24 protein-coding genes are annotated in these 24,062 nt (G+C 67.2%); 5 read left to right on the forward strand and 19 right to left on the reverse strand.

Annotated elements, in window-relative coordinates:
• Positions 1–4: 4 nt before the first annotated feature.
• The 4 genes from O3305_RS11690 to O3305_RS11705 are packed head-to-tail and all read right to left on the reverse strand — an operon-like array spanning position 5 to position 2,947.
• A complete protein-coding gene (locus O3305_RS11690) occupies positions 5–556 on the reverse strand; it encodes a GNAT family N-acetyltransferase (RefSeq protein WP_269572728.1) in 552 nt (183 codons plus the stop codon).
• Complete coding sequence (locus O3305_RS11695) at positions 553–1,344, reverse strand: LysR family transcriptional regulator (RefSeq protein ID WP_269572729.1); 792 nt, start codon at positions 1,342–1,344, stop codon at positions 553–555. Before O3305_RS11695 ends, O3305_RS11690 begins: the two co-directional genes overlap by 4 nt.
• Entirely contained in the window at positions 1,341–1,739 is a 399-nt protein-coding gene (gene apaG, locus O3305_RS11700; protein WP_184169032.1) for a Co2+/Mg2+ efflux facilitator ApaG/CorD, read from the reverse strand. The genes O3305_RS11695 and apaG overlap by 4 nt, the downstream gene beginning before the upstream one ends.
• On the reverse strand, positions 1,739–2,947 hold the full coding sequence (locus O3305_RS11705; protein WP_269572730.1) for a trans-sulfuration enzyme family protein: 1,209 nt from the start codon (positions 2,945–2,947) through the stop codon (positions 1,739–1,741). Before O3305_RS11705 ends, apaG begins: the two co-directional genes overlap by 1 nt.
• Positions 2,948–3,184: 237 nt before the next feature.
• Between O3305_RS11705 and O3305_RS11710 the strand changes: the two genes are divergently transcribed.
• Entirely contained in the window at positions 3,185–4,486 is a 1,302-nt protein-coding gene (locus tag O3305_RS11710) for a phospholipid carrier-dependent glycosyltransferase (RefSeq protein WP_269572731.1), read from the forward strand.
• 35 nt (positions 4,487–4,521) lie between these two features.
• On the opposite strand, the gene O3305_RS11715 is transcribed toward O3305_RS11710, so the two are convergent.
• The 7 genes from O3305_RS11715 to uvrC form a co-directional block, all read right to left on the reverse strand.
• Entirely contained in the window at positions 4,522–5,622 is a 1,101-nt protein-coding gene (locus O3305_RS11715) for a glycosyltransferase (protein WP_269576502.1), read from the reverse strand.
• Positions 5,622–6,674: a 3-isopropylmalate dehydrogenase gene (gene leuB / locus O3305_RS11720; protein ID WP_269572732.1), complete on the reverse strand. Its 1,053-nt coding sequence runs from the start codon at positions 6,672–6,674 to the stop codon at positions 5,622–5,624. The genes O3305_RS11715 and leuB overlap by 1 nt, the downstream gene beginning before the upstream one ends.
• A 47-nt stretch (positions 6,675–6,721) precedes the next feature.
• Positions 6,722–7,453, reverse strand: a complete 732-nt coding sequence (gene recO / locus O3305_RS11725) for a DNA repair protein RecO (protein WP_269572733.1) — start codon at positions 7,451–7,453, stop codon at positions 6,722–6,724.
• A gap of 119 nt (positions 7,454–7,572) precedes the next feature.
• Positions 7,573–8,514, reverse strand: a complete 942-nt coding sequence (locus tag O3305_RS11730; RefSeq protein ID WP_269576503.1) for a GNAT family N-acetyltransferase — start codon at positions 8,512–8,514, stop codon at positions 7,573–7,575.
• A 5-nt stretch (positions 8,515–8,519) separates the two neighbouring features.
• Positions 8,520–9,476: a polysaccharide deacetylase family protein gene (locus tag O3305_RS11735; RefSeq protein WP_269572734.1), complete on the reverse strand. Its 957-nt coding sequence runs from the start codon at positions 9,474–9,476 to the stop codon at positions 8,520–8,522.
• Between the two features lie 62 nt (positions 9,477–9,538).
• Positions 9,539–12,328: a DUF3857 domain-containing protein gene (locus O3305_RS11740; protein WP_269572735.1), complete on the reverse strand. Its 2,790-nt coding sequence runs from the start codon at positions 12,326–12,328 to the stop codon at positions 9,539–9,541.
• Between the two features lie 104 nt (positions 12,329–12,432).
• Complete coding sequence (uvrC, locus tag O3305_RS11745) at positions 12,433–14,355, reverse strand: excinuclease ABC subunit UvrC (RefSeq protein ID WP_269572736.1); 1,923 nt, start codon at positions 14,353–14,355, stop codon at positions 12,433–12,435.
• Between the two features lie 98 nt (positions 14,356–14,453).
• On the opposite strand from uvrC, the gene O3305_RS11750 reads away from it, so the two are divergent.
• Positions 14,454–15,203: a class I SAM-dependent methyltransferase gene (locus tag O3305_RS11750; RefSeq protein WP_269572737.1), complete on the forward strand. Its 750-nt coding sequence runs from the start codon at positions 14,454–14,456 to the stop codon at positions 15,201–15,203.
• A gap of 112 nt (positions 15,204–15,315) precedes the next feature.
• Here the strand turns inward: O3305_RS11750 and O3305_RS11755 are convergent, their stop codons facing one another.
• Positions 15,316–15,507 carry a hypothetical protein gene (locus O3305_RS11755; protein ID WP_269572738.1) on the reverse strand — a complete coding sequence of 64 codons (192 nt, stop codon included), beginning with the start codon at positions 15,505–15,507 and terminating at the stop codon, positions 15,316–15,318.
• Positions 15,508–15,608: 101 nt separating this feature from the next.
• On the opposite strand from O3305_RS11755, the gene O3305_RS11760 reads away from it, so the two are divergent.
• Positions 15,609–16,034, forward strand: coding sequence for a surface-adhesin E family protein (locus O3305_RS11760; RefSeq protein WP_269572739.1), 426 nt, complete (start codon positions 15,609–15,611; stop codon positions 16,032–16,034).
• 27 nt (positions 16,035–16,061) lie between these two features.
• On the opposite strand, the gene O3305_RS11765 is transcribed toward O3305_RS11760, so the two are convergent.
• From O3305_RS11765 to O3305_RS11790, 6 genes are all read right to left on the reverse strand, one after another.
• Positions 16,062–17,921 (reverse strand): CHASE3 domain-containing protein, encoded by a 1,860-nt coding sequence (locus tag O3305_RS11765; protein WP_269572740.1) that lies wholly within the window; start codon positions 17,919–17,921, stop codon positions 16,062–16,064.
• Between the two features lie 55 nt (positions 17,922–17,976).
• Complete coding sequence (locus O3305_RS11770) at positions 17,977–18,528, reverse strand: F0F1 ATP synthase subunit B family protein (RefSeq protein ID WP_269572741.1); 552 nt, start codon at positions 18,526–18,528, stop codon at positions 17,977–17,979.
• Positions 18,521–19,015 (reverse strand): F0F1 ATP synthase subunit B family protein, encoded by a 495-nt coding sequence (locus tag O3305_RS11775; RefSeq protein WP_269572742.1) that lies wholly within the window; start codon positions 19,013–19,015, stop codon positions 18,521–18,523. Before O3305_RS11775 ends, O3305_RS11770 begins: the two co-directional genes overlap by 8 nt.
• A gap of 18 nt (positions 19,016–19,033) precedes the next feature.
• Positions 19,034–19,249 (reverse strand): F0F1 ATP synthase subunit C, encoded by a 216-nt coding sequence (locus O3305_RS11780; RefSeq protein WP_086130767.1) that lies wholly within the window; start codon positions 19,247–19,249, stop codon positions 19,034–19,036.
• A gap of 63 nt (positions 19,250–19,312) precedes the next feature.
• Complete coding sequence (locus O3305_RS11785) at positions 19,313–20,086, reverse strand: F0F1 ATP synthase subunit A (RefSeq protein WP_184169045.1); 774 nt, start codon at positions 20,084–20,086, stop codon at positions 19,313–19,315.
• On the reverse strand, positions 20,083–20,385 hold the full coding sequence (locus tag O3305_RS11790) for an AtpZ/AtpI family protein (RefSeq protein WP_446745967.1): 303 nt from the start codon (positions 20,383–20,385) through the stop codon (positions 20,083–20,085). Before O3305_RS11790 ends, O3305_RS11785 begins: the two co-directional genes overlap by 4 nt.
• A 174-nt stretch (positions 20,386–20,559) precedes the next feature.
• Between O3305_RS11790 and radC the strand changes: the two genes are divergently transcribed.
• Positions 20,560–21,240 (forward strand): RadC family protein, encoded by a 681-nt coding sequence (gene radC, locus O3305_RS11795; RefSeq protein WP_269572743.1) that lies wholly within the window; start codon positions 20,560–20,562, stop codon positions 21,238–21,240.
• 681 nt (positions 21,241–21,921) lie between these two features.
• Here radC and O3305_RS11800 read toward each other — a convergent pair.
• Positions 21,922–22,470 (reverse strand): EF-hand domain-containing protein, encoded by a 549-nt coding sequence (locus tag O3305_RS11800; RefSeq protein ID WP_269572744.1) that lies wholly within the window; start codon positions 22,468–22,470, stop codon positions 21,922–21,924.
• 244 nt (positions 22,471–22,714) lie between these two features.
• Between O3305_RS11800 and purB the strand changes: the two genes are divergently transcribed.
• Positions 22,715–24,025, forward strand: coding sequence for an adenylosuccinate lyase (gene purB, locus O3305_RS11805; protein ID WP_184169049.1), 1,311 nt, complete (start codon positions 22,715–22,717; stop codon positions 24,023–24,025).
• Positions 24,026–24,062 lie beyond the last annotated feature (37 nt).

The raw sequence follows: 24,062 nt of genomic DNA on the forward strand, positions 1-24,062 counted from the left end.
GCGGTCAGCCGCGCCGCCAGTCGTCGCGCAGCAGGCCGTAGAGCGCGGTGTCACGCACGCCGATATGGGTCTCCCATTCGGCGCGCAGCATGCCTTCGAGCCTGAAGCCCAGCCGCTCGAGCAGCCCGCGCGAGGCCAGGTTCTCCGGGTCGGTATCGGCGAAGACGCGGCGCTGCCCCTCGGCGAAGAGCCGGTCGATCACAGCGCTCACCGCCTCGACGGCGATGCCGCCGCCCCAATGCGGGCGGGAGAGCATATAACCGATCTCGGAGACATTGCCCTGGCGCTTCTCGCCCGCGGCGACGAAGCCGATCGCGGTTTCGTCCTCCCGCAGGGTGATCGCCCAGCAGCGCCATTCGGGCGCCCCTCGCGCGAAGTCCGCGCGCGTCTGCTCGACGCTCGCATGCGGCGGGCCCGACCAGAAATGCATCAGCCCGGCGTCGGAGAGGCTCGGGAACAGCGCCTCGGCATCATCGGGAGTACGCGGGCGCAGGCGGAGACGCGCCGTCTCCAGCACCACCGTCTCGCGCGCGGCCAGCTCGGCGGGCCGGCTCACAGCGCCAGCGCGTCGACCAGCGCCTTCACCTTCTTCTGCCGCCACTGGGGCAGCGGCGCGACCAGCCAATAGCCAAGCTTCGAGCTCTTGGGCTCGCCGACCACGACCACGCGACCCGATTCGATATCGCTGCGCGCGAGCAGTTCGGGCACGGTCGCCCGGCCCAGCCCCTCGGCCGCCGCCTCCAGCGCCAGCCCGGCGTCGGCGACGCGGACCAGCGAGCCTGCGTCCTCGGCCATGCAGCCCGGCCAGGAGATGCGCACGTCGATGCCGCCGCCCGGCCGCTCGATCGTGACCATGCCGTCGCTCTCCAGCGCCTCGCCCTCATGCTCGCCCGGCCCTTCGCCCCAGCGGATCGCGAGATCGAGATTGGCCTCGGTGAAATCGAGTGCGTCGTCAGCCGGCACCAGCACGAAGCGCAGGTCGCTGTCGACGCGGGCGATCTCGGCGAGGCGCGGCATCAGCCACTTCGCGGTCAGGTCGCGCGGCGCGGCGATGGTCAGCGACTTGGACGACTGCCCCGCCTGCATCGCGCGGACGCTTTCCTCGAACTGGAGGAAGCCCGCGCGCAATGCCGACAGGCCGGCCTCGGCCTCGGGGGTCAGCTCCAGCCCCTTGGTGGTGCGGCGGAACAGGACGACGCCCAGCGTGTCCTCCAGCGCGCGGATCTGCTGGCCGACCGCGGCAGGGGTCACCGCCAGCTCGTCGGCCGCGCGGGTGAAGCTCAGGTGGCGCGCGGCGGCATCGAGCACGCGCAGGCCATTCAGCGGGAGATGGGTGCGCTTCATTCCGCCACCGCCGGCGCGGTCAGCGCGAACTTCGGAATCGCGACGTCGAACGCCGAACCGTCTTCCCCGATCATGTGATAACTGCCCTGCATGTTCCCGATGGGTGTCGTCAGCGGGCAGCCCGACACATAGTCGAAACTCGCCCCCGGCGCGATCATCGGCTGCTCGCCGACCACGCCTTCGCCCTCCACGGTATGACGCGCGCCGCGTCCGTCGGTAATGATCCAGTGCCGCGTCAGCAGCTGCACCATCACGCTGGAATTGTTCTCGATGCGGATGTGATAGGCCCAGAACCAGCGGCCGCGATCGGGCTCGCTCTGTTCGGGAAGATAGCTCACCGACACGCGCACGGTGATCCCGCGCGTTTCCTCCGCATCGGTGAACAAGGCGTCCATCACAATCCGGCGGCCCTCAGCGCCTGGTCGAGATCGGCGATCACGTCTTCCGCGTCCTCCAGCCCAACATTGAGCCGCAGCATGCCCTCGGTCACGCCCATCTCCAAGCGCTTCTCCTCGGCGACGCTCGAATGGGTGGTCGAGGACGGATGCGTCATCAGCGAGCGCGAGTCGCCGATATTGTTCGAGATGTCGACCAGCTCGAGCGCATCGAGCAGGGCATGCGCCTGCTTGCGGCCGCCATCGACCTCGAACGAGAAGATCGGGCCGGCCGCCGCCATCTGGCGCATGAACAGATTGTGCTGCGGGTGGCTGGGCAGCGCCGGGAAGTTCACCTTGGGCACGCGCTTCTCGAGGAAGCTGCCGACCTTGAGCGCATTCTCGCTCTGGCGGTGGATGCGGAGGTCGAGCGTCTCCATGCCCTTGAGCACCACCCAGGCGTTGAACGGCGACAGCGTCGGGCCGGTATTGCGGGTGAAGGGCAGCAGCACGTCGTTGATGAACTGCGACGAGCCGGTGACGGCGCCGGCGAGCACGCGGCCCTGCCCGTCCATCATCTTGGTCGCCGAATAGGCTACCACGTCCGCGCCGAATTCAAGCGGGCGCTGGAGAGCCGGCGTGGCGAAGGCATTGTCGACCACGGTGGTGATGCCGTGCTTGCGCGCGATCGCGCAGACCGCCTCGAGGTCAACCACGTCCATCGTCGGATTGGCGGGCGTCTCGAAGAAGAACACCTTGGTGTTCGGGCGGATCGCGTCCTGGAACTGCTGGGGATCGCGCGCATCGACGATCGTGGTCTCGACGCCGAAGCGGGGAAGCAGGCTATCGGTCAGCCAGCGGCACGAACCGAAGGCGGCGCGGCCCTGGACGATATGGTCGCCGGCGCTGACCTGGCAGAGGATCGCCGCGGTCATCGCCGCCATGCCGGTCGCCATGGTGCGGCACGCCTCGGCGCCCTCGAGCAGCGCGATCCGCTCCTCGAGCATCTCCACCGTCGGGTTCTGCAGGCGCGAATAGGTCATGCCGGTCTGCTCGCCGGCAAAGCGCGCGGCGGCATCGCCAGCGCAATCATAGGCATAGCCCGAGGTGAGGAACATCGCCTCGCTGGTCTCGCCCCATTCGGAACGGGCGGTACCGCCACGCACGGCCTGGGTGGCGGGTTTCCAGTTGCGGGTTACGCTGCGGTCTTGTCCGGTACGACGCTTCATAGTGCGGAATGCTTTGCGGCGGGGGGGACGGGGCGTCAACACCGGTCGTCATCGTAACTTGTTTGGGATGCCCAACCTCCGCTTCTGGTCAGGGCCGTTCCCCGGCGAAAGCCGGGGCCCAGGGTCACGGGCGATTCGGCAGAGAAACCCTGGCCCCCGGCTTTCGCCGGGGAGCGATCAAATACGGGTGTGAAGTTCAGCATGACGGCCACGAAACGGTCGGCTATCCAACGCGCCATGCTCGATCGCCTCAAGGCCCTTGGCACCCGCCCCTGGCTCGTCGCCCTGCTGCTCGCCATCGTCGCCCAGGCGCTGTTCCTGGTCCATCTCGACCAGCCCAGCGTCATCATGTTCGACGAGGTGCATTATCTGCCCGCGGCGCAGGCGCTGCTCGACCTGTCGGGCCCGCGCAATGTCGAGCATCCGATGCTCGGCAAGGAGCTGATCGCGGCCGGGATGGCGCTGCTCGGCGACAATCCGTTCGGCTGGCGCATCGCCTCGACCCTGTTCGGCACAGCGACCGTGCTCGGCGTGTTCGCCTTCCTGTGGCTGCTCGTCGGCAACATGCGCGCGGCGGTGGTCGGCGCGGTGCTGACGATGCTCAACCAGACCGTCTACGTCCAGGCGCGCACCGGCATGCTCGACATCTTCCTGGGCGCCTTCCTGGTCTGGGCGATCGTGATGCTGCTCTGGGCGATGCAGGGCACGGGCAAGGCGGTGTGGTGGCGCTGGATCGCGGGCAGCGCGCTGCTCGGCTGCGTCACCGCGGTCAAATGGGCCGGCGTGCCCTATATCGTGCTTGCCGCCCTCTCCTTCCTCGTCATCCGTGCCCGCGACGCCCGGCTGGCGAGGAAGCCGATCCTCTCGGCGCTTTCGGGCAAGGACCAGCGCCACTGGGCCGGCCTGCCCGCCATCCCGGCGATCCTGGCGATGGGCGTGGTGAGCGTGGTCACCTATTTCCTCACCTTCACTCCGGCCTTCTTCTACACCACCGATCCGCTGACTTCGCTCGGCGCGCTGTTCAGCCAGCAGATCCACATGTGGCAGATGCAGACCCAGATCCTGCCGCACCACACCTATCAGTCGAGCTGGTGGAGCTGGCCGCTGATGCTGCGGCCGATCTGGTATTTCTATGAGTGGGATCGCGGTGCACAGCGCGGCGTGCTGCTGATCGGCAACCCGCTGATCCTGTGGGGCGGGCTGGTCGCGGTCGCCGCCTGCTACTGGGCGTGGATCAGGGACAAGGCGATCAAGCCGCTGTCGGTCGCGCTGCTATGGACCGGGAGCCTGGCGATCTATGTGGTGATCCCCAAGTCGATCGGCTTTTTCTATTACTACCACCCGAGCAGCATCTTCCTGTGCATGGCGATCCCGATCGCCTTTCAGCATTTCGATCGCGGCCGGAACCGCGGCTGGGAAGAATGGTTCGCCGCGCTGTCGCTGCTGGTGTTCGGCTATTTCTACCCGATTCTCTCGGGCGCGCCGCTGGCCGACAGCCAGGGGTTCACCCACTGGATGTGGCTGGGCAGCTGGCGGTAGGCTGACACTCCCCTCCCTTTCAGGGGGGAATGAGGTCAGTACCGCCCCCAGACGAAGCGCGACGACAGCGCGAAGTTCCACACCGCCGCCACCGCGATCCCGGCAAGCGCCGCGAAGCGCCAGTCGCCATGCTGGACGTTGTGCAGGAACGCCGCGACGCCGACATTGGCCGCCGCGCCCACGCCGCACACCACACAGAAGCTCGCCCAGCCCGCCAGCAGCGGCCCCGGCCCCTTCAGCCTTTGCTCACGATAGGTGAGCGCGTTGTTGAGGAAGAAGTTGAAGGTCATCGCGATCACGGTCGCCAGGATCGTCGCGCCGACGAACGGCCAGGCCATCCCGCGGAAGAACAGCGCCAGCACCAGGAAATGCACCCCGGCGCCCAGCGCGCCGATGCCGGAGAACATCACGAAGCGCACCGGCACGACGCGCCCGAACATCCGGTCGTACAGCGCGATCAGATATTCCATCGCCACGACGTAATCGAGCTTGGACTCGCCCAATGCCCGGGTGCGGAACACGTACGGCAGCTCCAGGAACTTCAGCGGCCGGTGCGACGCCGTCATGATGTCGAGCAGAATCTTGAAGCCGATCGCCGAGAGCGTCGGCACCAGGTCGCGGACGATGCCGGTGCGGATCATGAAGAAGCCGCTCATCGGGTCCGACAGATCGGCCTTGAGCACTTTGCGCGAGAGCCTGGTCGCGAGCGCCGACTTCGCCACGCGCTCCTCGTCCCATTCGCCGGTGCCGCCGCCATCGACAAAGCGCGAGCCGATCACCACGTCGAGCGCGTCATCGCCTTCCAGTGCGTCGAGCATCTTGGGCAGCAGCGTCTCGTCGTGCTGCAGGTCGCCGTCGATCACCGCCACGAAGGGTGCAGCGGTGGCGCACATCCCCTCGATGCACGCGCTCGACAGCCCGCGCCGGCCGATCCGCTGGATCACCCTTACCCGGGGATCGCGACGACCCAGTTCGCGGGCGGCATCCGCCGTCCCGTCCGGGCTGTTGTCGTCGACGAAGATCGCTTCCCAGTTCCGTCCCGCAAGCGCCGCATCGAGCTTCTCGATCAGCAACGGCACGTTCGCACGCTCGTTGAAGGTCGGGATGACGACCGCAAGCTCGAGCTGCGCAGGGATCACACGAGCTCCTTGAGCACCGCGTCACCCATCTCGCTGGTCGACATCGACCCGCCCAGATCGGCCGTGCGCGCGCCCTTGGCAAGCGCCTCGCCGACCGCGCGCTCGACCTTGAGCGCCGCTTCCTCATTGCCGAGCGAATGGCGCAGCAGCATCGCCGCCGAGAGGATCGCGCCGCAGGGATTGGCCTTGCCCTGTCCGGCGATGTCGGGTGCCGAGCCGTGGATCGGCTCGTACATGCCATTGTCTCCGCTCCACGCGCGCAGCGAGGCCGAGGGCAGCATGCCGATCGAGCCGGCGCACATGCTCGCCTGGTCGGAGAGGATGTCACCGAACAGATTGCCGGTGACGATCACGTCGAACGCCGCGGGCGCGCGCACCAGCTGCATGGCGGCATTGTCGACATACATGTGCGTCAGCTGCACATCGGGATATTCGGTCGACAGCTCGTTGACCACGTCGCGCCACAGCTGCGACGTCTCGAGCACGTTCGCCTTGTCGACCGAGCAGAGCTTCTTCTTGCGGCGCTTGGCCATTTCGAAGCCGACGCGGGCGATCGCCTCCACCTCGATCTCATTGTAGCTCATGATGTCGAAGCCCTGGCGCAGGCCCTCGGGCGTCTGCCGGCGGCCCTTCTCGCCGAAATAGACGTCGCCGACCAGTTCGCGGACGATGACCAGGTCGAGGCCCGCCACCACTTCGGGCTTTAGCGGCGAGGCGTCGGCCAGCGCCGGGAACAGCGTCGCGGGGCGGATATTGGCGAACAGGCCCAGCTCGCGGCGGATGCCAAGCAGCGCCGCTTCGGGGCGCAGGCGGCGCTCCAGCGCTTCGAAGCGCGGATCGCCGATCGCGCCGAACAGCACGGCATCGGCCTTCTTGGCGAGGGCGAGGGTTTCCTCGGGGAGCGGCCGTCCGGTGAGCAGATAGGCCGCGCCGCCGACCGGCGCCTCCTCGAAATCGAGGCCCAGGGCCAAGGCTTCCAGAACCCGGCGCGCCTCGCGCGTAACTTCCGGACCGATCCCGTCACCGGGAAGAACAGCAATCAGCGGCAATGCAAGCTCCCACGTCTACGGCGCCCGCTTTGCCGCTGTTGTGGCGCTTAGGCAACAGCGCGCTTCAACCGGTCGACCAGCCTTGCGCGGGCGGCAAGCAGCTCGGCACCCTTTCCGATCAGCACATCGCGCTCGAGGAAATGGCCGGTGAGCTTCAATCCGTCGAGGATATCGTCCCATGCCGCCTCGCCGCCCTCGACCAGGAAGCGCGGCAGGCGGAGCAGCCGGTTCTCATAGCCCTCCGCGCCCAGCCGACTGACCGCGATGCCGCTCTTGGGGCTGACATAGGCGAGGTCGTCGTTACGGCCGGTGGCAGCGCAATGCTCAAGGTCGAGACCGAAGCCGAGCTCGGCGAGCAGCAGCAGCTCGTAGCGGACCAACGCCACTGCCCAGCCGCGCGCCGCCGGCGCCACCTCGATCGCCGCCAGCACGCCGTCGAGCGCGGAATAGAGCCGCGGATAGGGCAGCCCCTCGGGCAGGGCGAAGGCACTGAGGGCGGTCGCCCATTGGAAGGCGGCGGCCGGCAAGGCCTCGGAGAACATCGCGGCACGGCTATGGAGCAGCTCCACCGTCAGGCCGGGCAGCGCGTCCTCGGTCCGCGAGCGCCATTCGCCATGGACGAGGTTGGCCGGCTGCAGCACCGGCCGCAGCGTCCGGCCATGCCCGCCGCGGACATAGCCCGGCTGCACGCCGTCGGCTTCGGTGAACGCCCGCACAATCGCCCCATGCTCGCCATGCGCGCGAACGGAGAGGATGATGGCTTCGGCGCGGAGATGCATTGCAACGGGATTAGCCCGCCTAACTCCAACCGTCACCCCGGCCTCGAGCCGGGGTCCCGCTGTCGTGCCCTCGGAAAGAAGAAGCGGGATCCCGGCTCAAGGCCGGCATGACCGAGCAATCACCCCCGCCGCACCTTCTTCGCCGCTTTCTCCAGCCCGGCGCGCTTCACCAGCGCCTTCACGCCCGCGACCCCGCGGTTGAACCCGCCCAGCGCGGCCATCGTCACCCGGTTGGCGAGCGAGGGGCGCAGCAGGAACAGGTCGACACAGTCCACGCCGCCGGTGGCGAACTGGCGCTTGTGCTGGCCTTCGCCCTCGGTGAAGTCGAAGCGCGCGAACGCGCCTTCCTCGAACAGGTCGCGCATCGCCTCGAGCTGGAGCACCGCGCCCGGCGACAGGTCGTTGAACGCCGGATCATGCCCGACATAGGCATAGATCACCACGCCGCCCTCGATCACCGGGCAATAGAGATAGGCCGCCGGCTCGCCCGCGATGTAGAGCAGCCAGGCGCGGACCTGCCCCGCCGCGCCCTGCGCCAGCATCGTCGCGATGAACTCGGCGCTGTCGGGCAGGCCCGAGCCGAGCAGACGCTCCTGGTAGGTCCTCAGCGAGATCCGCCGGGCGACGTCATGGAATGCTTCCAGCTCATGCGCCTCGCGGAAGGCACGCACATCCAGCTCGCCGCCGCTCTCGGCCGCGATCTTCTTGGCCTTGCGCTTGATGCCCTGGCGCGCGTTGGACGACAGCCCGTTCCACCACGCATCGAAGCCGATGCCGAACTCGGTGAAGTAGCGCGTGTAGCGCTGGCGGATGAAGGGCAGCATGTCGCCCGACGCCTTGACCAGCCCCGGCACCAGATGCTCGGGCAGCGAGGTAACGACATAGCCATGCGCCTCGCGCGGCAGCTGGGGCAGCACCGGCAACCGGTCCGCCCGGGCCTCGTCGAGCGTCAGCGGCAGGCGCACCAGCGCGCGCTGGATCGTCGCCAGCGTGCGGGCGCCGATCTCGAACTTGAGGCTGGTCGGCTTTGCCTGCGGCATTTCGGCGGTGACTTCGCTCATCGCGTTCACGCGGCACGCTCCTCGACCAGGTTCGACCAGAGCTGCTCGGCCTGGCGCCAGCGCGTGCGGAGCAGGCTCGGCCCGAGCGGTGCGTCGTCCTGGCCCAGCGCCATGCGCGAACGGTCTGCGAAATGTTCGGTCACCAACACCCCCCGGCGGCTGGCCAACATGCGGCACAGCGCCTGAAAGCGCCGTACATGGACAGCGTTAGGCCGCGTCCCGGCGCGATTTGCAAGCTCGAACCCGTGGCTGACGATCGTGACTGCCGAATGGCTGCGCACCACGGCATGGTCGAGCGCCGCGCGCATCTCGCCCGCCGAGAGCGCGCAGATCTGGAAATGGCGGAGATGCCCGGCGCGATCCTCGATCAGGGTCACTGGAACCTCGACGATCCCGCGATGCTCGATCGGCGCGATCTGGCGCGGACCCAGGTTGATCGCGCTCGGCCAGGGATGCTCGGAGCCGTTATGGCTGCTGTCATAGACGAAGCCGAGCTGCGCCAGCGCGCCCAGCGTGTCGTCGCTCGCCGAATAGCTGCCCGAGCGGAACGCCACCGGCTCCTGCGCGCCCGCCGCGACCAGCATGTCGGACGCGCCTTCGATCAGCTTCACCTGCTCTTCGAAGCTGTAGTCGATCAGCTCGAACGCGCCATAGGTCGCGCCGCCGTCTCCGGCGTGCGCCCCGGTCCAGTTGGGATGGAGGTGCAGCTGTACTTCCTGCCCGGCCTCCAGGATCGCGCCGACCACGCGCTTGATCGGGTCGAGGCCATAGACCAGCGCCGGCATCGGATCGACGAAGAAGCAGGCCTTGAGCCCGTGCTTGGCCAGCTGCTCCAGCTGCCAGCCGACCCCCACATTGGCGGGCTCCAGCGAACGCTGGACGATCGTATCGACATCGAGACCGGCGACGTGGTGCCGCCACATGATCTCGGTGTCGATCGTGATGAAGACCCGGGTAGCCATTCCGCCCCTTTAACGCAGGGGCGTGAAGATTTAGCCAACGCCCCACCGCATCCCGGGCCGCATCAGGGCTTGATCCCGTACTTCGCATAATCCTCGTCGATGCGCGGAGAGATCATCCGCGCGGCGGCGAGATCGTCGGCCGCACCGGGTGCGCCGGTCTTCGTCCTGATCACCCCGCGCATGTAGAGGCTCGCCGCCATGCCCGGCGCCTGGTCGAGCGCCGCGTCGAAATCGGCAATCGCATCGTCCATCCGTCCGAGCCGGAAATAGACCAGCCCGCGGCTGTCGAGGATGGCCGCCGAAGAGTCGGCCAGCTCGATCGCCTTGGTGCAGTCCTTGAGCGCGGTGTCGAGCGCGACGTTGAGCGTACCCTTGATCCAGCAGCGCTGGTTGAGCAGCGAAGGATTGCCCGGGGTCGCCTTGATCGCCGCGTCGATCGCCGCAACGGCCTCGGTCGGCTTGCCGGCATCGCCGAGCAGGCTCGACTGCAGCATCAACAGGTCGTTCCTGTCCTTGCCCGCGGTCTTCATCCGCTCGGCGACCAGTGCCAGCGCCTCGTCGGCACCGCCATGATCGGCGCGAAGCCGGGCATAGCCGTCGAGCGCCGCCGCCGAGCCCGGCTCGAGCGCGCGGGCCTTCTTCATGTCCTCCAGCGCCTTGACGTCGTCACCCAGCGCCATCCGCAGCCGGGCGCGCCACAGATAATTGTCGGCGCTCGGGGCCAGCGCGATCACCTTGTCGACATCGACCAGCGCCGCCTTGCGGTCATAGATGCTCTCGAGGAAGGTCGCACGGGCCGAATAGCCTTCCACTTCGTTGGGCTTGTCGGCGATGCGCTTGGCATAGACCGCCAGTACCGGATCGAGCAGCTTGCCTGCCCGCGCCGGCGCGATCGCCTTCCAATAGGGCGGCGTATCCTCGGGCGCGTCGAGCTTGAGCAACCGCAGCTTGGCCGCATCCACCTGCGCGCGCACTGTCGGGATGTCGCCGGACGCGATCTCGCGCACGCCGGTGGTGGCACGATCCTCCACCGTCACCCATTCGCCGGCAAGCTGGACGTTGCGGCTCAGCGCCGCCCCGGCCAGGCTGGCGGGCAGCGTCTGGTCGCCTTCGAGTACGAAGCCGGCGCCGCTTCCGGGCAGGCGGATGCGGGTGCGAACGCGCGTGCTGCCGGGGTCGCCGCTGCTCACCGGGATCGCGGCCCATTCGGGCTTGCTGCGGTCGGGGGCGAACTCGACGCTGCTCACCGCGGTATCGAGGCCCAGCCGATAACGGCCATCCTCCTTCGTCCAGCCCGGCGAGGAAATGCCCGACGCGGTGAGGATCGTCGCGCCGCTCGCCTCGTCATAGCGCACATTGCGTTCGCTGACCTGAGCGTTGGCGACATATTGGCCGACCGTGGCATCCGCCATCTCGGCGGCCTTCTCCTTGCCCATCTGCGCGGAGAAGCGGAGCATCATCGCGCTCTGCCCGCGCAACTCGGCGCGCAGCGTGAAGGGCGCGGGCAGGTTTACGCCGGCGCGCCCGTCCAGCTCGACATCGACCGAGGCATCGGGCCGGGCATTGGCGCGCAGCGGCATCTTCTCCAGCCCGGCGCCCGCCACCCGCAGCGGCAGCGCGTTGCGGAACGGCGGCACGTCATCGAGGTCGGCCTGGCGGCTGCCCAGCGCCGTGCCGTCAAGCCACAGCACCTGCCCGCCGATCGTCGCGCGAACGATCACATGGTCGAAGGCGGACGGCGCCGGCATCCGGTTGGGCACATTGTCGCCCAGCGTCGCATTGACCAGCGCGGGCTCGGCCTCGATCCCCAGCGCGCGCAGCAGCGCGGTCAGCAGCAGCGTCTTCGCCTTGCAGTCGCCATAGCGCAGCGTCCAGGTCTGGGCCGGCGTCTGCGGCACATAATTGCCGCCGTCCATGCCGCGATAGAGGTAGCGCACCTGCTCCTGCACCAGCTGCAGCGCCATCGCCGCACGGGTGCGCGGATCGCTCGAAGCGGCCGCGATCTTCGCCACTTCGGCGGCGATCGGGCCGTCGGGCGCGATCGTGCCATCGGTCTTGTAGAGCGGCGCCATCGTCCGCGACACTTCCTCCCAGCCGGCAAAGGTCGTCGCCTCGAACAGCGGCAACGGGCGGAAGCGCAGCGGCGCGTCGCCCGGTACTTCCTCCGGTTCCGGGAACGGCATCAGCACGCCGATCTCGCGAAAGCCGTCATGGCTGATCGGCACGAAGGTGTCGGGCAGATATTGCGACTTGAAGTTCACCTTCATCGCCTCGGGCCAGATCACCCGGAGATGACCATATTTCACCGGCGCGGGCGCGGCGATCAGCGGTGCCATGGTCTGCAGCCGGCCACCCAGCGCGGGGTCTCGACGCACCGTCGAGATCACGACGCGCAGCACATCGCCCACGCGCAGCCCCTCCACCGCCATGGTCGCAGTGAGCAGCCCGTTCATCTGCGCGCGTTCGAGCATCTGCTCGCGGCGCAGCACGGTGAATTTCTGCCCGGCCTTGAGCACATCGATCGTCTCGCCGCCGCGCAGGATCTCCACGCTGTGGACGATCAGGTCGCCGCTGGTCGGCTCCCAGGGGAATTGCAGCGTGCCCGCCTGGGTGAGGACCTCCGGCGACGCGATGTGGAGCATCATGTCGGCATAGGCCCAGACTTCGTCGCCCTGCAGCTTCTGCTGCTGGTCGATGCGCAGGATCATGGGATCGTCGGCGGTCACCGCCTTGATGTCGATCGCCGGGGCCGGCTGCACCCAGGCGGGCGCCGGCTGGTACAGCGGCTGGTCGCTGGCATGGGCAGTGCCCGCCAGCAGGGCGAGCGCGAACGACGACAGAATGGTACGCAAGATGATCCCCCCGAATTTGATGGGAAATCTAGCGCGCCGCCTTGCCGCCACAAGCGAGGATGGGCGGATTATCTGTGCAGAAATGGTGCTTTAGTGTTTCCAGCTCAACGCGCGTGGAAATAATCATAGACCTGCTGCGCCACGCCGGCGCTGACCCCCGGCGCCTTTTGCAGGTCCTCCAGGCTCGCCGAGCGCACCGCGCGGGCCGTGCCGAAATGCATCAACAGCGCCTTCTTGCGCGCCGGGCCGATGCCCGGAACCTCGTCGAGCGGACTCGCCCCGATCGCCTTGGCGCGCTTCTCGCGGTGCGCGCCGATCGCGAAGCGGTGCACCTCGTCGCGCAGCCGCTGGAGATAGAACAGCAAGGGCGAATTGACCGGCAGCATCAGCTCGCGCCCGTCCATCAGGTGGAACACCTCACGGCCCTCGCGCCCGTGATGCGGTCCCTTGGCGACACCGACCAGGCAGACATCCTCGATGCCCAACTCCTCGAGCACCGCCCTGGCGGCATTCAACTGCCCCCGCCCGCCGTCGAGCAGCACCAGGTCCGGCCAGGTGCCGCCCTGCCGGTCCGGATCCTCCTCCACCGCGCGGGCGAAGCGCCTGCTGAGCACTTCGCGCATCATCCCGTAATCGTCGCCGGCCACGGTCTCGGGCCGCTTGATGTTGAACTTGCGATACTGGTTCTTCTGGAAGCCCTCGGGGCCCGCCACCACCATCGCGCCCAGCGCATTGGTGCCCTGGATGTGCGAGTTGTCGTAGACCTCGATCCGCTCGGGCGGCTCGGGCAGCTCGAAGAGGTCTGCCACTTCGGCGAGCAGCTTGGCCTGGGTCGTCCCCTCGGCCAGCCGCCGGTCGAGCGCTTCCACGGCATTGCGCTTTGCCTGGTCGAGCAGGCGGCGGCGCGGCCCGCGCTGCGGCACGCCCAGCGCCACCTTGTGCCCGGCACGTTCCCGAAGGGCTTCGGCGAGCAGCGCCGCTTCCTCCAGGTCGCGATCGACGAAGATCGTCTTCGGTGGCGGCACTTCCTCGTAGAATTGCATCAGGAACGCGGCGAGCACCTCGTCCTCTGAAACCTCATTGGTGTGCGCCGGGAAGAAGCTGCGATGCCCCCAATTCTGGCCGCCGCGGATGAAAAAGGCCTGGATTCCCATCACGCCGCTCTTGCTGGCGAGCGCGAAGATATCCGCATCGCCCACCCCCTCGGCATTGATCGCCTGGCTGCCCTGGATGAAGGTCAGCGCCTTCAGCCGGTCGCGCAGGATCGCCGCCAGCTCGAAATCGAGCGCTTCCGCCGCGTCCTGCATCTGCGCGCCGAGCTTGGCCTGCACCTTGGTCGACTTGCCCATCAGGAAGTCGCGCGCGTCATCGACCAGCTCCTCATAGGCAGCCGGTTCGATGCGATCGACGCAGGGCGCCGAGCAGCGGCGGATCTGGTAGAGCAGGCACGGCCGGTCGCGCGTGTTGAAGAAGCTGTCGGTGCAGCTCCTGAGCAGGAACAGCTTCTGCAGCGCGTTGAGCGTCTTGCGTACCTGTCCGGCACCCGCGAACGGGCCGAAATAATCGCCCTTCACCTTGCGCGCGCCGCGGTGGAGCTGGATGCGCGGGAAATCGTGGTCGCGCCGCAGCAGGATGAACGGGAACGACTTATCGTCGCGCAGCAGCACGTTGTAGGGCGGGCGGAAGCGCTTGATCAGCTGCGCTTCGAGCAGCAGCGCTTCGGCCTCGTTGTTGGTGGTGACGATCGTCATCGACCGCGTCTGCGCCACCATCCGCTGCAGCCGCTTCGACAGGCGCATGACCTGGGTATAGTTGGTCACCCGGTTCTTGAGCGCCCGCGCCTTGCCGACATAGAGCACATCGCCGCGCGCATCCTGCATCCGATAGACGCCCGGCCGCGCCGGCAGCGTCTTCAGCACGTTGCGGATCGCGGCGACGCCGGCCTCGAGGTCGGGCGCATCGACGCCGCGCACGGCGAAGGTGGCGGTCTCTTCGTTGAATCGGTTGGGCGAATTGGGATCGGACATCGTCGCACGGGATTTAGGGTCCGCCTTCGTCGCAGGCAACTTGAACGGCCACATCAATGTGTCATGCTCGCCTCAAACACATGGAGGAGAGTCGTCCAATGAAACTCGCCCTGTCCGCCGCGCTGCTCGCGCTGGCCGGCCCGATCGCCGCGCACGCCCAGACCGTCCCCGTCCCCATCGCCAAGGGGCTCGCCGATGCCGGCCGCCCGCAGGCCGACAAGGATCGAGACGCCACCCGCCACCCCGGCGAGATCCTTGCCTTCGCCGAAATTGCACCGGGCGAGAAGGTCGCCGACTTCATCATGGGCGGCGGCTACTGGACGCGCATCCTCGCGCCGACGGTGGGCGCCAAGGGCAAGGTCTATGCCTACCAGCCCGCCGAGTTCATCAAGTTCCGCGCGGCCTATGCCGATGAGCAGAAGGCGGCCGTGGAAGGCCGCGCCAATGTCGTGCCGTCGAGCGACAGCCTGCAGAGCTTCGCCTTCCCCGAACCGCTCGACGCGATCGTGACGGTGCAGAACTGGCACGACATGCACCTCAAGGCATGGCCCGCGGGTTCGGCCAAGGCGATCGCGAAGAAGCTCTATGATTCGCTCAAGCCCGGCGGCGTGCTGCTGGTGGTCGACCATGTCGCCAATGCCGATCCGGAGTTCGCCGCGCCGCAGACGCTGCACCGCATCGATCCCGCCGCCGCCCGCGCCGAGATCGAGAGCGTCGGCTTCAAGTTCGAAGGCGAACTGCCGCTGCTGCGCAACGCCACCGACCCGCATACGGCGAACGTCTTCACCCCTGAGATCCGCGGCAAGACCGACCAGTTCATCTACAAGTTCCGCAAGCCGAAGGGCTGATCGCAGACAATGCTGTTCCCCGGCGGAAGCCGGGGCCCAGGGTCAAAAAGCGAACCGGCACAGAAACCCTGGGCCCCGGCTTCCGCCGGGGAACAGGAAGCCCCATTGCTTTCTACCGCCCGGCCGCATTCTCCAGCGCGTTCGCCCGCGCCTCGATGCGTTTCATCGTTGCCTCGGTCCGCGCGCCGATGTCGTTCGCGCGGCGATGCTCCTGCGCCATGCCGTGCCAGATGACCCCGATCATGAAGACGAGCAGCAGGGCCGTGAGCGCGGTGGCGAGCTGGAGCCAGCGTTGAATGGTCATGCCCCTACCCTAGCGTCCCCGGCCCGGCCCGGCCAGCACGCCTCTTTGCACCGGAATGGAGTCATGGCAGCATGGCGCCACGCAAACTGGGGGAAATCGTCATGCGCATCCTGCTCGCAGCCGCCGCACTTCTGCCGCTCGCTTCGCCCGCTGGTGCCCAGCAATGGTATCATGTCGGCGGCAACGACAACACGCAGAGCTATGTCGATCTGGCCAGCCTGCGCCCGCTTGCCGACAAGATCATCGGCGATGTCGAGAGCGTCTATATCCAGCCGATCGGCGAAGGCATCATCGCCGCCAGGATCCGCACCGAGTTCAATTGCCAGGCCAAGACCTTCCGCACGCTCGAATACAGCTTCTATGCGCCGGGGGGCAAATTCCTCCGCACCGAGCCGTCGGAAACGCTGAACGAGATCAAGACGCCGAAGCCGAATAGCATCAACGAGTCGATCATGGACTTCGCCTGCCTGCGCAAGGGCGGCACCGCAGTGGCCAACCCGTTCACCCACGCGCCGACCCAGTTCTAGGCGCGGGCGGGCACGGGCCCGCCCCGCTCAATCCTCGCGGTCGAGTACCTGTCGCACCTTGGCGGCAAGCTGGCCGATGCTGAACGGCTTGGCGAGGAAATCGACGTCATGGTCGAGCATCCCGTTATGCACGATCGCATTGCGGGTATAGCCGGTGGTGTAGAGCACCGGCACCTGCGGCAGCCGCTCGCGCACCCGCCCGGCCAGCGTCGCGCCGGTCATGTCGGGCATCACGATATCGGTGAACAGCAGGTCGATGCTCGGATGATCGTCGAGCATCGCCAGCGCCTGGGTCGGACCCGAGGCGTGGATGACGACATAGCCCAGGTCGCGCAGCGCATCGACCGACATGATCCGCACCTGCTCCTCGTCCTCGACGACCAGGATGATTTCGCCCTTGCCCTGCGGCAGCTCGGCCTCGGGCGCCGGCACCGCGCGGCGGTCTTCCTCGCCGAAATGGCGCGGCAGGTAGAGCTTGAGGATCGTGCCATGGCCGATCTCGGAATAGATCTTCACATGGCCGCCGGACTGCTTGACGAAGCCATAGACCTGGCTGAGCCCCAGCCCGGTGCCCTTGCCCACTTCCTTGGTCGAGAAGAACGGATCGAAGGCGCGTTCGATCACCTCCTCGGGCATGCCGCTGCCGCTGTCGGTGACCGAGACCATCACATATTGCCCCGGCACCACCTCGTTGTGGCTGGAGGCATAGGCGTCGTCGAGATGGGTGTTCGCCGTCTCGATCGTCAGGCGGCCGCCCTCGGGCATCGCGTCGCGCGCGTTGACGCAGAGATTGACCAGCGCGTTCTCGAGCTGCCCCGCATCGATGAAGGCCGGCCACAACCCGCCCGCCAGCACCGTCTCGAAGCGGATCGTCTCGCCGATCGTGCGGCGCAGCAGCTCGGACATGCCGGCGACCAGCCGGTTCACGTCGAGCGCGGCCGGGGCCAGCGGCTGGCGACGGGCGAAGGCAAGCAGGCGCGAGGTGAGCTGCGCGGCGCGCTCGGCGCCCTGCAGCGCGCTGTCGATCGACTGGGCAGCCTTGGCGGGATCCTTGAGGATCCGCCGCTTGGCCATGTCGAGCGATCCGATCACGATCGCCAGCATGTTGTTGAAGTCGTGCGCGATGCCGCCGGTCAGCTGGCCGATCGACTCCATCTTGCCGAGCTGGCGGAGCTGCGCTTCGGCGGCCTCGCGCTGCTCGGTCTCCGCGAGCAGCTGGCCGTGCGCGGCCTCCGCCGCATCACGGGCCAGCACGGCGGCGTGGGTGCGCCGCATCGCCGTGCGCGTGACGAAGAAGGCCACCACCGCCACGCCGATCGCGGTCAATGCCAGCCACAGCAGCAGCAGGTTGGTCTGCAGCGCGGCGTGCCGGTTGCGCTCGGCGAGCAAGGCCGCCTCATGCGCGCGCATCTCGAGGATGAGCGCGCGGATCTGCCGCATCTGGTTGAGCCCGACACCGGTCTTCACCCCGGCGGTGACGCCCGCGGTATCCCCGCGCCGGATCATCTCGATGAACTGGGAAAGCCGGGCAAGCCGTTCGGTGGCGAGCGTGTCGAGCCTGGCCGCACGCTTGGATTCGACCGGACTGTCGGCCACCAGCCGGTGCAGCTCGTCCAGTTCGCTGCGCAGGCCCTGCTGGCCAAGCGTGAACGGCTCGAGATAGGCTTCGTTGCCGGTGATCAGATAGCCGCGCTGGCCGGTCTCGGCCTGCTGCACGACCGAGAGCACGCTGCTCAGCTGCTCTTCCACTTCGAGGGTGTGCGCCACCCAGCGCTGCGACTGTCGTTGCCCCTGTACCAGGAACACCGCGCCGATCAGCGCGGCGGCAAGCAGCGCGAAGGAAATCAGGAGGGCGACAAGCCCGGGGTCCCGTTGTGCGCGCGGCAACGCGCTGCCGACAGCGGGAGGAAGGGCCGAACTGGAATCGCGCCCTTCCGGCACCTCAGTTCAGTCGGCCGAGCCCGGCGATGGTCTTGTCGACCAGTGCCTTGTCCGCTTCGGCGCCGTGCTTCTCGGCGATGATCGCGCCGGCAGCCGCGGCGGCGGCATCGGCGGCCTTGGCACGGACTTCGGCGATCGCGGCGCGCTCGGCGGCGGCGATCTTGTCCTCGGCCATCTTGGCGCGGCGCTTGGTCAGTTCCTTGGCGTCCGCCTCGGCCTTCTTGAGCAGCGCGGCGGCTTCCGCCTCGGCATGGGCGATGATCGCGGCGGCATCCGCTTCGCTCGAGGCGTTGCGCGCCTTGGCCGCGGCCAGCTCGGCCTCCGCTTCGGTGCGCAGCGCGGTCGCCTGGTCGAGCTGCTGGCGGATCGAATCGATCTTGGCGTCGAGCATCTTGCCGATCATCGCCGGCACGCGCTTCCACAGAATGATGCCGACCACCACGAGCATCGCGATGGCGACGAAGCCCGGCGCGGTGATGCCGAACGCCGACGGCTCATGATGAAGTTCCACGGTGCCGGTCTCCGCCTTCATGCCATGAGGTTGTTCAGCCATTGGCCAGCGCCGCCTTCACTTGCTTGGTAACCGACGCACGGTCGGCCTTCACGCCCGAGAGCTTGGCGACGATGTCCTGGACGGCGTCCACCGTCTCGGCCTCGATCTCGCCCAGCGCCTGGGTCTTGGTCGCTTCGATGCGCACGGTAGCCTCGGCGATCTTCGCCTCGGACGCGGCATCGCCCTTCTTCACCTCGGCCTCGGACTTGGCGGTCGCCTTGTCCTTGGCCTTGGTCACCGTCGCGAGGGCAGTGGTCCGGGCCGATTCCAGCCCGGACTCATATGCCACGTCGGACGCGTGGGCAGCATCTCGGGCAGCCTCAGCCGCGGCGAGGTCCCCGGCGATGCGGGCGTTGCGGTCTTCGACCGTACGCTCGATCTTCGGAACCATCGCCTTGCCGATCCCGAAATAGATGAGCGCAAACACGATCGCGAGCCAGAAGAGCTGCGACGCGTAGATCTCAGGGATTTGGGATAGCTGCGGCATCTTGGCTGTCCTTGAACCTTAGCCCTTGACGACGAACAGGATCAGGATCGCGACGACGAACGCGATCAGACCCAGAAGCTCGGCACCGGCGAAGCCGATGAACAGGCGGCCCTGCTGGCCGTCAGCTGCGCCCGGATTGCGCAGCGCGCCCTCGAGGAACGAACCGAACACGTTGCCCACGCCGAGCGCGGCCAGGCCGATGCCGATCGCCGCGAGGCCGGCACCGATGTACATTGCACCAACGTCAGTCATTTCTAGCTCCCTACGTAATCCAATAAACCAAACGAACAGCGCGACTTAGTGCAGGTGCACCGCGTCGTGGAGATAAAGCGAGGTCAGCAGCGCGAACACATAGGCCTGGATCGCGCAGACCAGCAGTTCGAGCGCGCTCACGCCGATGATCATCAGCATCGATGCGAACCACACGCCATAGCCGATGCCGCCCGCGTTGAGGCCCTGCACGGCGAAGCTGCCGAACACCTCGAGCAGGATGTGCCCGGCGGTCATCGCGACGAACAGTCGCAGGCCCAGCGAGAACGGACGCACCATGAACGAGATGAACTCGACCGGGATGATGACCGGCATCAGCCACAGCGGCGCGCCGTGCGGCACGAACAGGCCGAAGAACTTGAAGCCATGCTTCCAGAGGCCGACCGCGAGGACGATGCCGAACGAGAAGAAGGCCAGCACCGCGGTCACGGTGATGTGGCTGGTCACCGCGAAGGTGTGCAGCCCCGGCACCACCGCCAGCGGCAGGATGCCCACCAGGTTGGCGAACAGGATGAAGAAGAACAGCGAGAAGATGTACGGGGCGAACTTCTTGCCGCCCTTGCCGATGCTGGTGCTCACCATCGAATCGATGAAGCCCACCGCGCCTTCGGCCATCAGCTGCCACTTGCCCGGGATCAGCGAGCGCTTCATGCCGCCCAGCATGAACACGAACAGCAGGCCTGCCACGACGAACATGAACAGGGCCGAGTTGGTGAACGAGAGATCGTAGCCAAGCAGATCGAACTTGATCAGCTTGCCGACCTCGAACTGCTCCATCGGATTGATTGCGCCGGCGCTCACTCAACGCGCTCCTTCGAGATCTTGTAGATGTTGCGGAAAGCCGCCGCGATCGACAGCACGAGCAGGGTCAGCAGCAGCCACGGGCTGGTACCCAGCCAATGGTCGAGCGCATAGCCCAGGATACCACCGCCGAGCGGCATGCCGATCAGGTCCATCAGCACGCGCGAGCCCTGCTTGTAGCCCTTGGCATCGGCAGGCGCCTTGACGACCTCGCCGGTGCGCGCAGCCTCGGCCGCCTTGGCATCGGCGATGCGGCGGTCCAGGTCGCTCGGAGCACGGTCTTGGGTCAAGGCGGTCAAGGCGTTCCAGATATGAAAAAAGCCGCCGAGAGAGCGGCGACATTGAGCATCGCCGACTGTTTCAGCCGCGTTGCTCGGGCGCTTTAGGAATGCTGGCCGGGCGAGTCAACTCTAACGCCAAATCGGCGAAATCCTCGCCTTGAATAACTGTGGATTTGCAGGAACAAATCGCGGATGCCCGAGGCCCCGGACAATAGCGGTCACCGCGCGCGCCTGCGCCGCCGCCTGTTCGAGGGCGGGCCGGACGCGTTGCTCGATCACGAGCTGATCGAATATCTGCTCGCGCTGGCGATTCCCCGGCAGGATACCAAGCCGCTCGCCAAGGCGCTGCTCCACGAATTCGGCGGCATCGCGGGGTTGTTCACCGCCGATGCCGAGGCGCTGGCGCGGGTAAAGGGCATGGGCGAGACCAGCGTCGCCGCCTTGAAGGCCACCCAGGCCGCTGCGCTCCGCCTGCTGCGCGCCGAAGTCGCCGAGCGGCCGATGCTGTCCAACTGGCAGGCGCTGCTCGACTATCTCCGCGCCGACATGGCGCACCACAGCACCGAGCGTTTCCGGGTGCTCCACCTCAATTCGAAGAACATGCTGATCCGCGACGAGCTGATGAGCGAAGGCACGATCGACGAGGCCGCGGTCTATATTCGCGAAGTGATCCGCCGCGCGATCGACCTGGGCTCGGCCGCGCTGATCCTGGTCCATAACCACCCCTCGGGCGACCCCTCCCCCAGCCGCGCCGACATCGAGATAACCCGCCAGATCGCCACTGCCGCCAAGGGATTGGGAATATCGGTGCACGACCACATCATCATCGGTCGCGACGGGCATGCGTCGCTGCGGGGACAGGGGCTGATCTGACAACACGATAAGACGCGGCAGCAATTGCCCTCCGGTCGGACCAGTGCCACGAACGCGGCATGCGTGACGAAGCAACCTCGGTTTCCGATGCCCCCGCGATCATCGAGTTCGCAGCCTGGCACACCCCGTCGAGAACGAACCCCTGGCCCTTGGCCGACTGAATTTCGACCCAGGATCGCCGCTGGTTACCTATCCGGACGGAAGGTGCCTTGCACTCCCGCCGACACAACCCGCATCGAACCACGAATTCGAAGCGACCTTCATCTCGATTGAAAGCGAAAGGGTGGTCCGGGTCACGTCCAATGAGGTGATCGCATTCCGCGTCCTCGATGAGAATGGACTTCTCGACCTGTGGCGCGCTTCCGCCTCGACACCCCGGCCCGGCCAGACAACCTTCCGCGCCACGGGTCACCCTTGGTCACAGGAAAGCTTTCTGGCGTTTCTCGCGCAGGAGATTGTCCGCGATTCAGTTATTTCATCGCGACCAGCGACCTGTGCCTCGAACTGGTTTGCTCTGCCGATCCCGCCGTGGAGATCGTCGGGCCTGCCCTTGTCGCGCCGCCCGGCCGATCCGCCTGACCAGCGGCCCACATCATTCCGCCCAAACCAAACGGCCGCCGGAGGCAAGTCCGACGGCCGTTCGGGAGTAAGCGCCATGCGTATGGCGGCGCGACGAAACTCTTAGCCAGGCTGTTTCGGCGTCAGGAACACCGTCAGCTCCTGCTTGTTCACCGACGCGTTCTTGTCGGTGTCCGCGCTGGTGAAGGCCTGGCTCGACCAGCTGGTCGCCTCGGCCGTACCCGGCTGGAAGCTCGGCTCCGAAGCCTTGCGCAGCGAGCCCATCCATTCGGCGAACTCGGCCTGGTTCAGCTTGCCATCGGCATCCTTGTCATAGCTGCCGAAGTCGCGGCCCACCGCCTGGGCGACCTGCTCCTGCGTTGCAGCCGGAGTCGCCTCGGGCTTCGTGGTTTCCGCCACGCCGGTGGCGGGCTGGGCCGGAGCCGCCGCGCCGTTATCCTGGGCGACGCTCTGGGCGGGCTGCGCCGGCTGGGTCGACGGATCGGCCGGAGCCGGATTCGCCTGCGCGGTAGCTGCCTGTTCCGGAGTGCCCGGCGCCTTGTCGTCGGTTACAGGCGGAGTTGCCTGTTCCGGAGCGGGAGCAGTCTGCTGCGGCTGGCTATTATCCTGCGCGGGCGTTTCCTGCGCAAAGGCCGGAACAGCAAACAGCATAGAAGTAGCAAGAAGCATTGGCTTCAACATTTGCAATTCTCCTGTGTTGTTTCGGACGATTATTATAACCATCCATCTTTAGATCTATTGATCCATTCACGGTAACAACAATCTATCTGGGGATGTTGTTCCGGATTTCAGCCGTTGCAGCCTCAGCCTACCCCTGCTAGGTGCCGCCTCGTCGCATTTGATTTGCCCTGTGGCGCGCCTGCAACGGCCGCGCCGGCCCGAGAAAGGAAAATCCATGGTCCCCCGCTATTCGCGCCCCGAGATGACCGCGATCTGGTCCCCCGAAGCGCGCTTCCGCATCTGGTTCGAGATCGAGGCGCACGCGACCGAGGCGCTGGCCGAACTCGGCGTGGTGCCGAAGAGCGCCGCCAAGGCGCTGTGGGACTGGTGGGCGACCAACCCGGCGATCGACGTCGCCGCGATCGACGCGATCGAGGCGGTGACCAAGCATGACGTGATCGCCTTCCTCACCTGGGTGGCCGAGCAGGTCGGCGACGAAGCGCGCTTCATGCACCAGGGCATGACCAGCTCGGACGTGCTCGACACCTGCCTCGCGGTCCAGCTCGCCCGCGCCTCGGACATCTTGCTCGCCGATCTCGACCAGCTGCTCGAAGTGCTCAAGCGCCGCGCCTATGAGCACAAGCTCACCCCGACGATCGGCCGCAGCCACGGCATCCATGCCGAGCCGGTCACCTTCGGCCTCAAGCTCGCCGAGGCCTATGCCGAGTTCAAGCGCAACAAGGAGCGCCTGCTCGCCGCCCGCGCGGACATCGCCACCTGCGCGATCTCGGGCGCGGTCGGCACCTTCGCCAATATCGATCCGCGCGTGGAGCAGCATGTCGCCGACAAGCTCGGCCTGTCGGTCGAGCCGGTCTCGACCCAGGTGATTCCGCGCGATCGCCACGCGATGTTCTTCGCCACGCTCGGCGTGATCGCCTCGTCGATCGAGCGCCTCGCCGTCGAGGTCCGCCACCTCCAGCGTACCGAAGTGCTCGAGGCCGAGGAATATTTCTCGCCCGGCCAGAAGGGCTCGTCGGCGATGCCGCACAAGCGCAACCCGGTGCTCACCGAGAACCTGACCGGCCTCGCCCGCATGGTGCGCAGCGCGACTGTCCCGGCGATGGAGAATGTGGCGCTGTGGCACGAGCGCGACATCTCGCACTCCTCGGTCGAGCGCTATATCGGCCCGGACGCGACGATCACGCTCGACTTCGCCCTCGCCCGCCTCACCGGCGTGATGGACAAGCTGCTCGTCTATCCCGAGCGCATGCTGAAGAACCTCAACAAGATGGGCGGCCTGGTCCATTCGCAGCGCGTGCTGCTCGCGCTCACCCAGGCCGGCGTCAGCCGCGAGGACAGCTATCGCCTCGTCCAGCGCAACGCGATGAAGGTGTGGGAATCGGACGGCCAGCTCTCGCTGCTCGAACTGCTCAAGGCCGATCCCGAAGTCACCGCGGCGCTTTCGGTGCAGGAGCTCGAGGACAAGTTCGACCTCGGCTATCACTACAAGAATGTCGACGTGATCTTCGATCGCGTCTTCGCCTGATCCGGCAATTTGCGTCATCCCGGCCCATTGCCGGGAT

Source organism: Sphingomonas sp. NIBR02145 (assembly GCF_027359115.1).
GTDB lineage: Bacteria > Pseudomonadota > Alphaproteobacteria > Sphingomonadales > Sphingomonadaceae > Sphingomonas > Sphingomonas kyeonggiensis_A.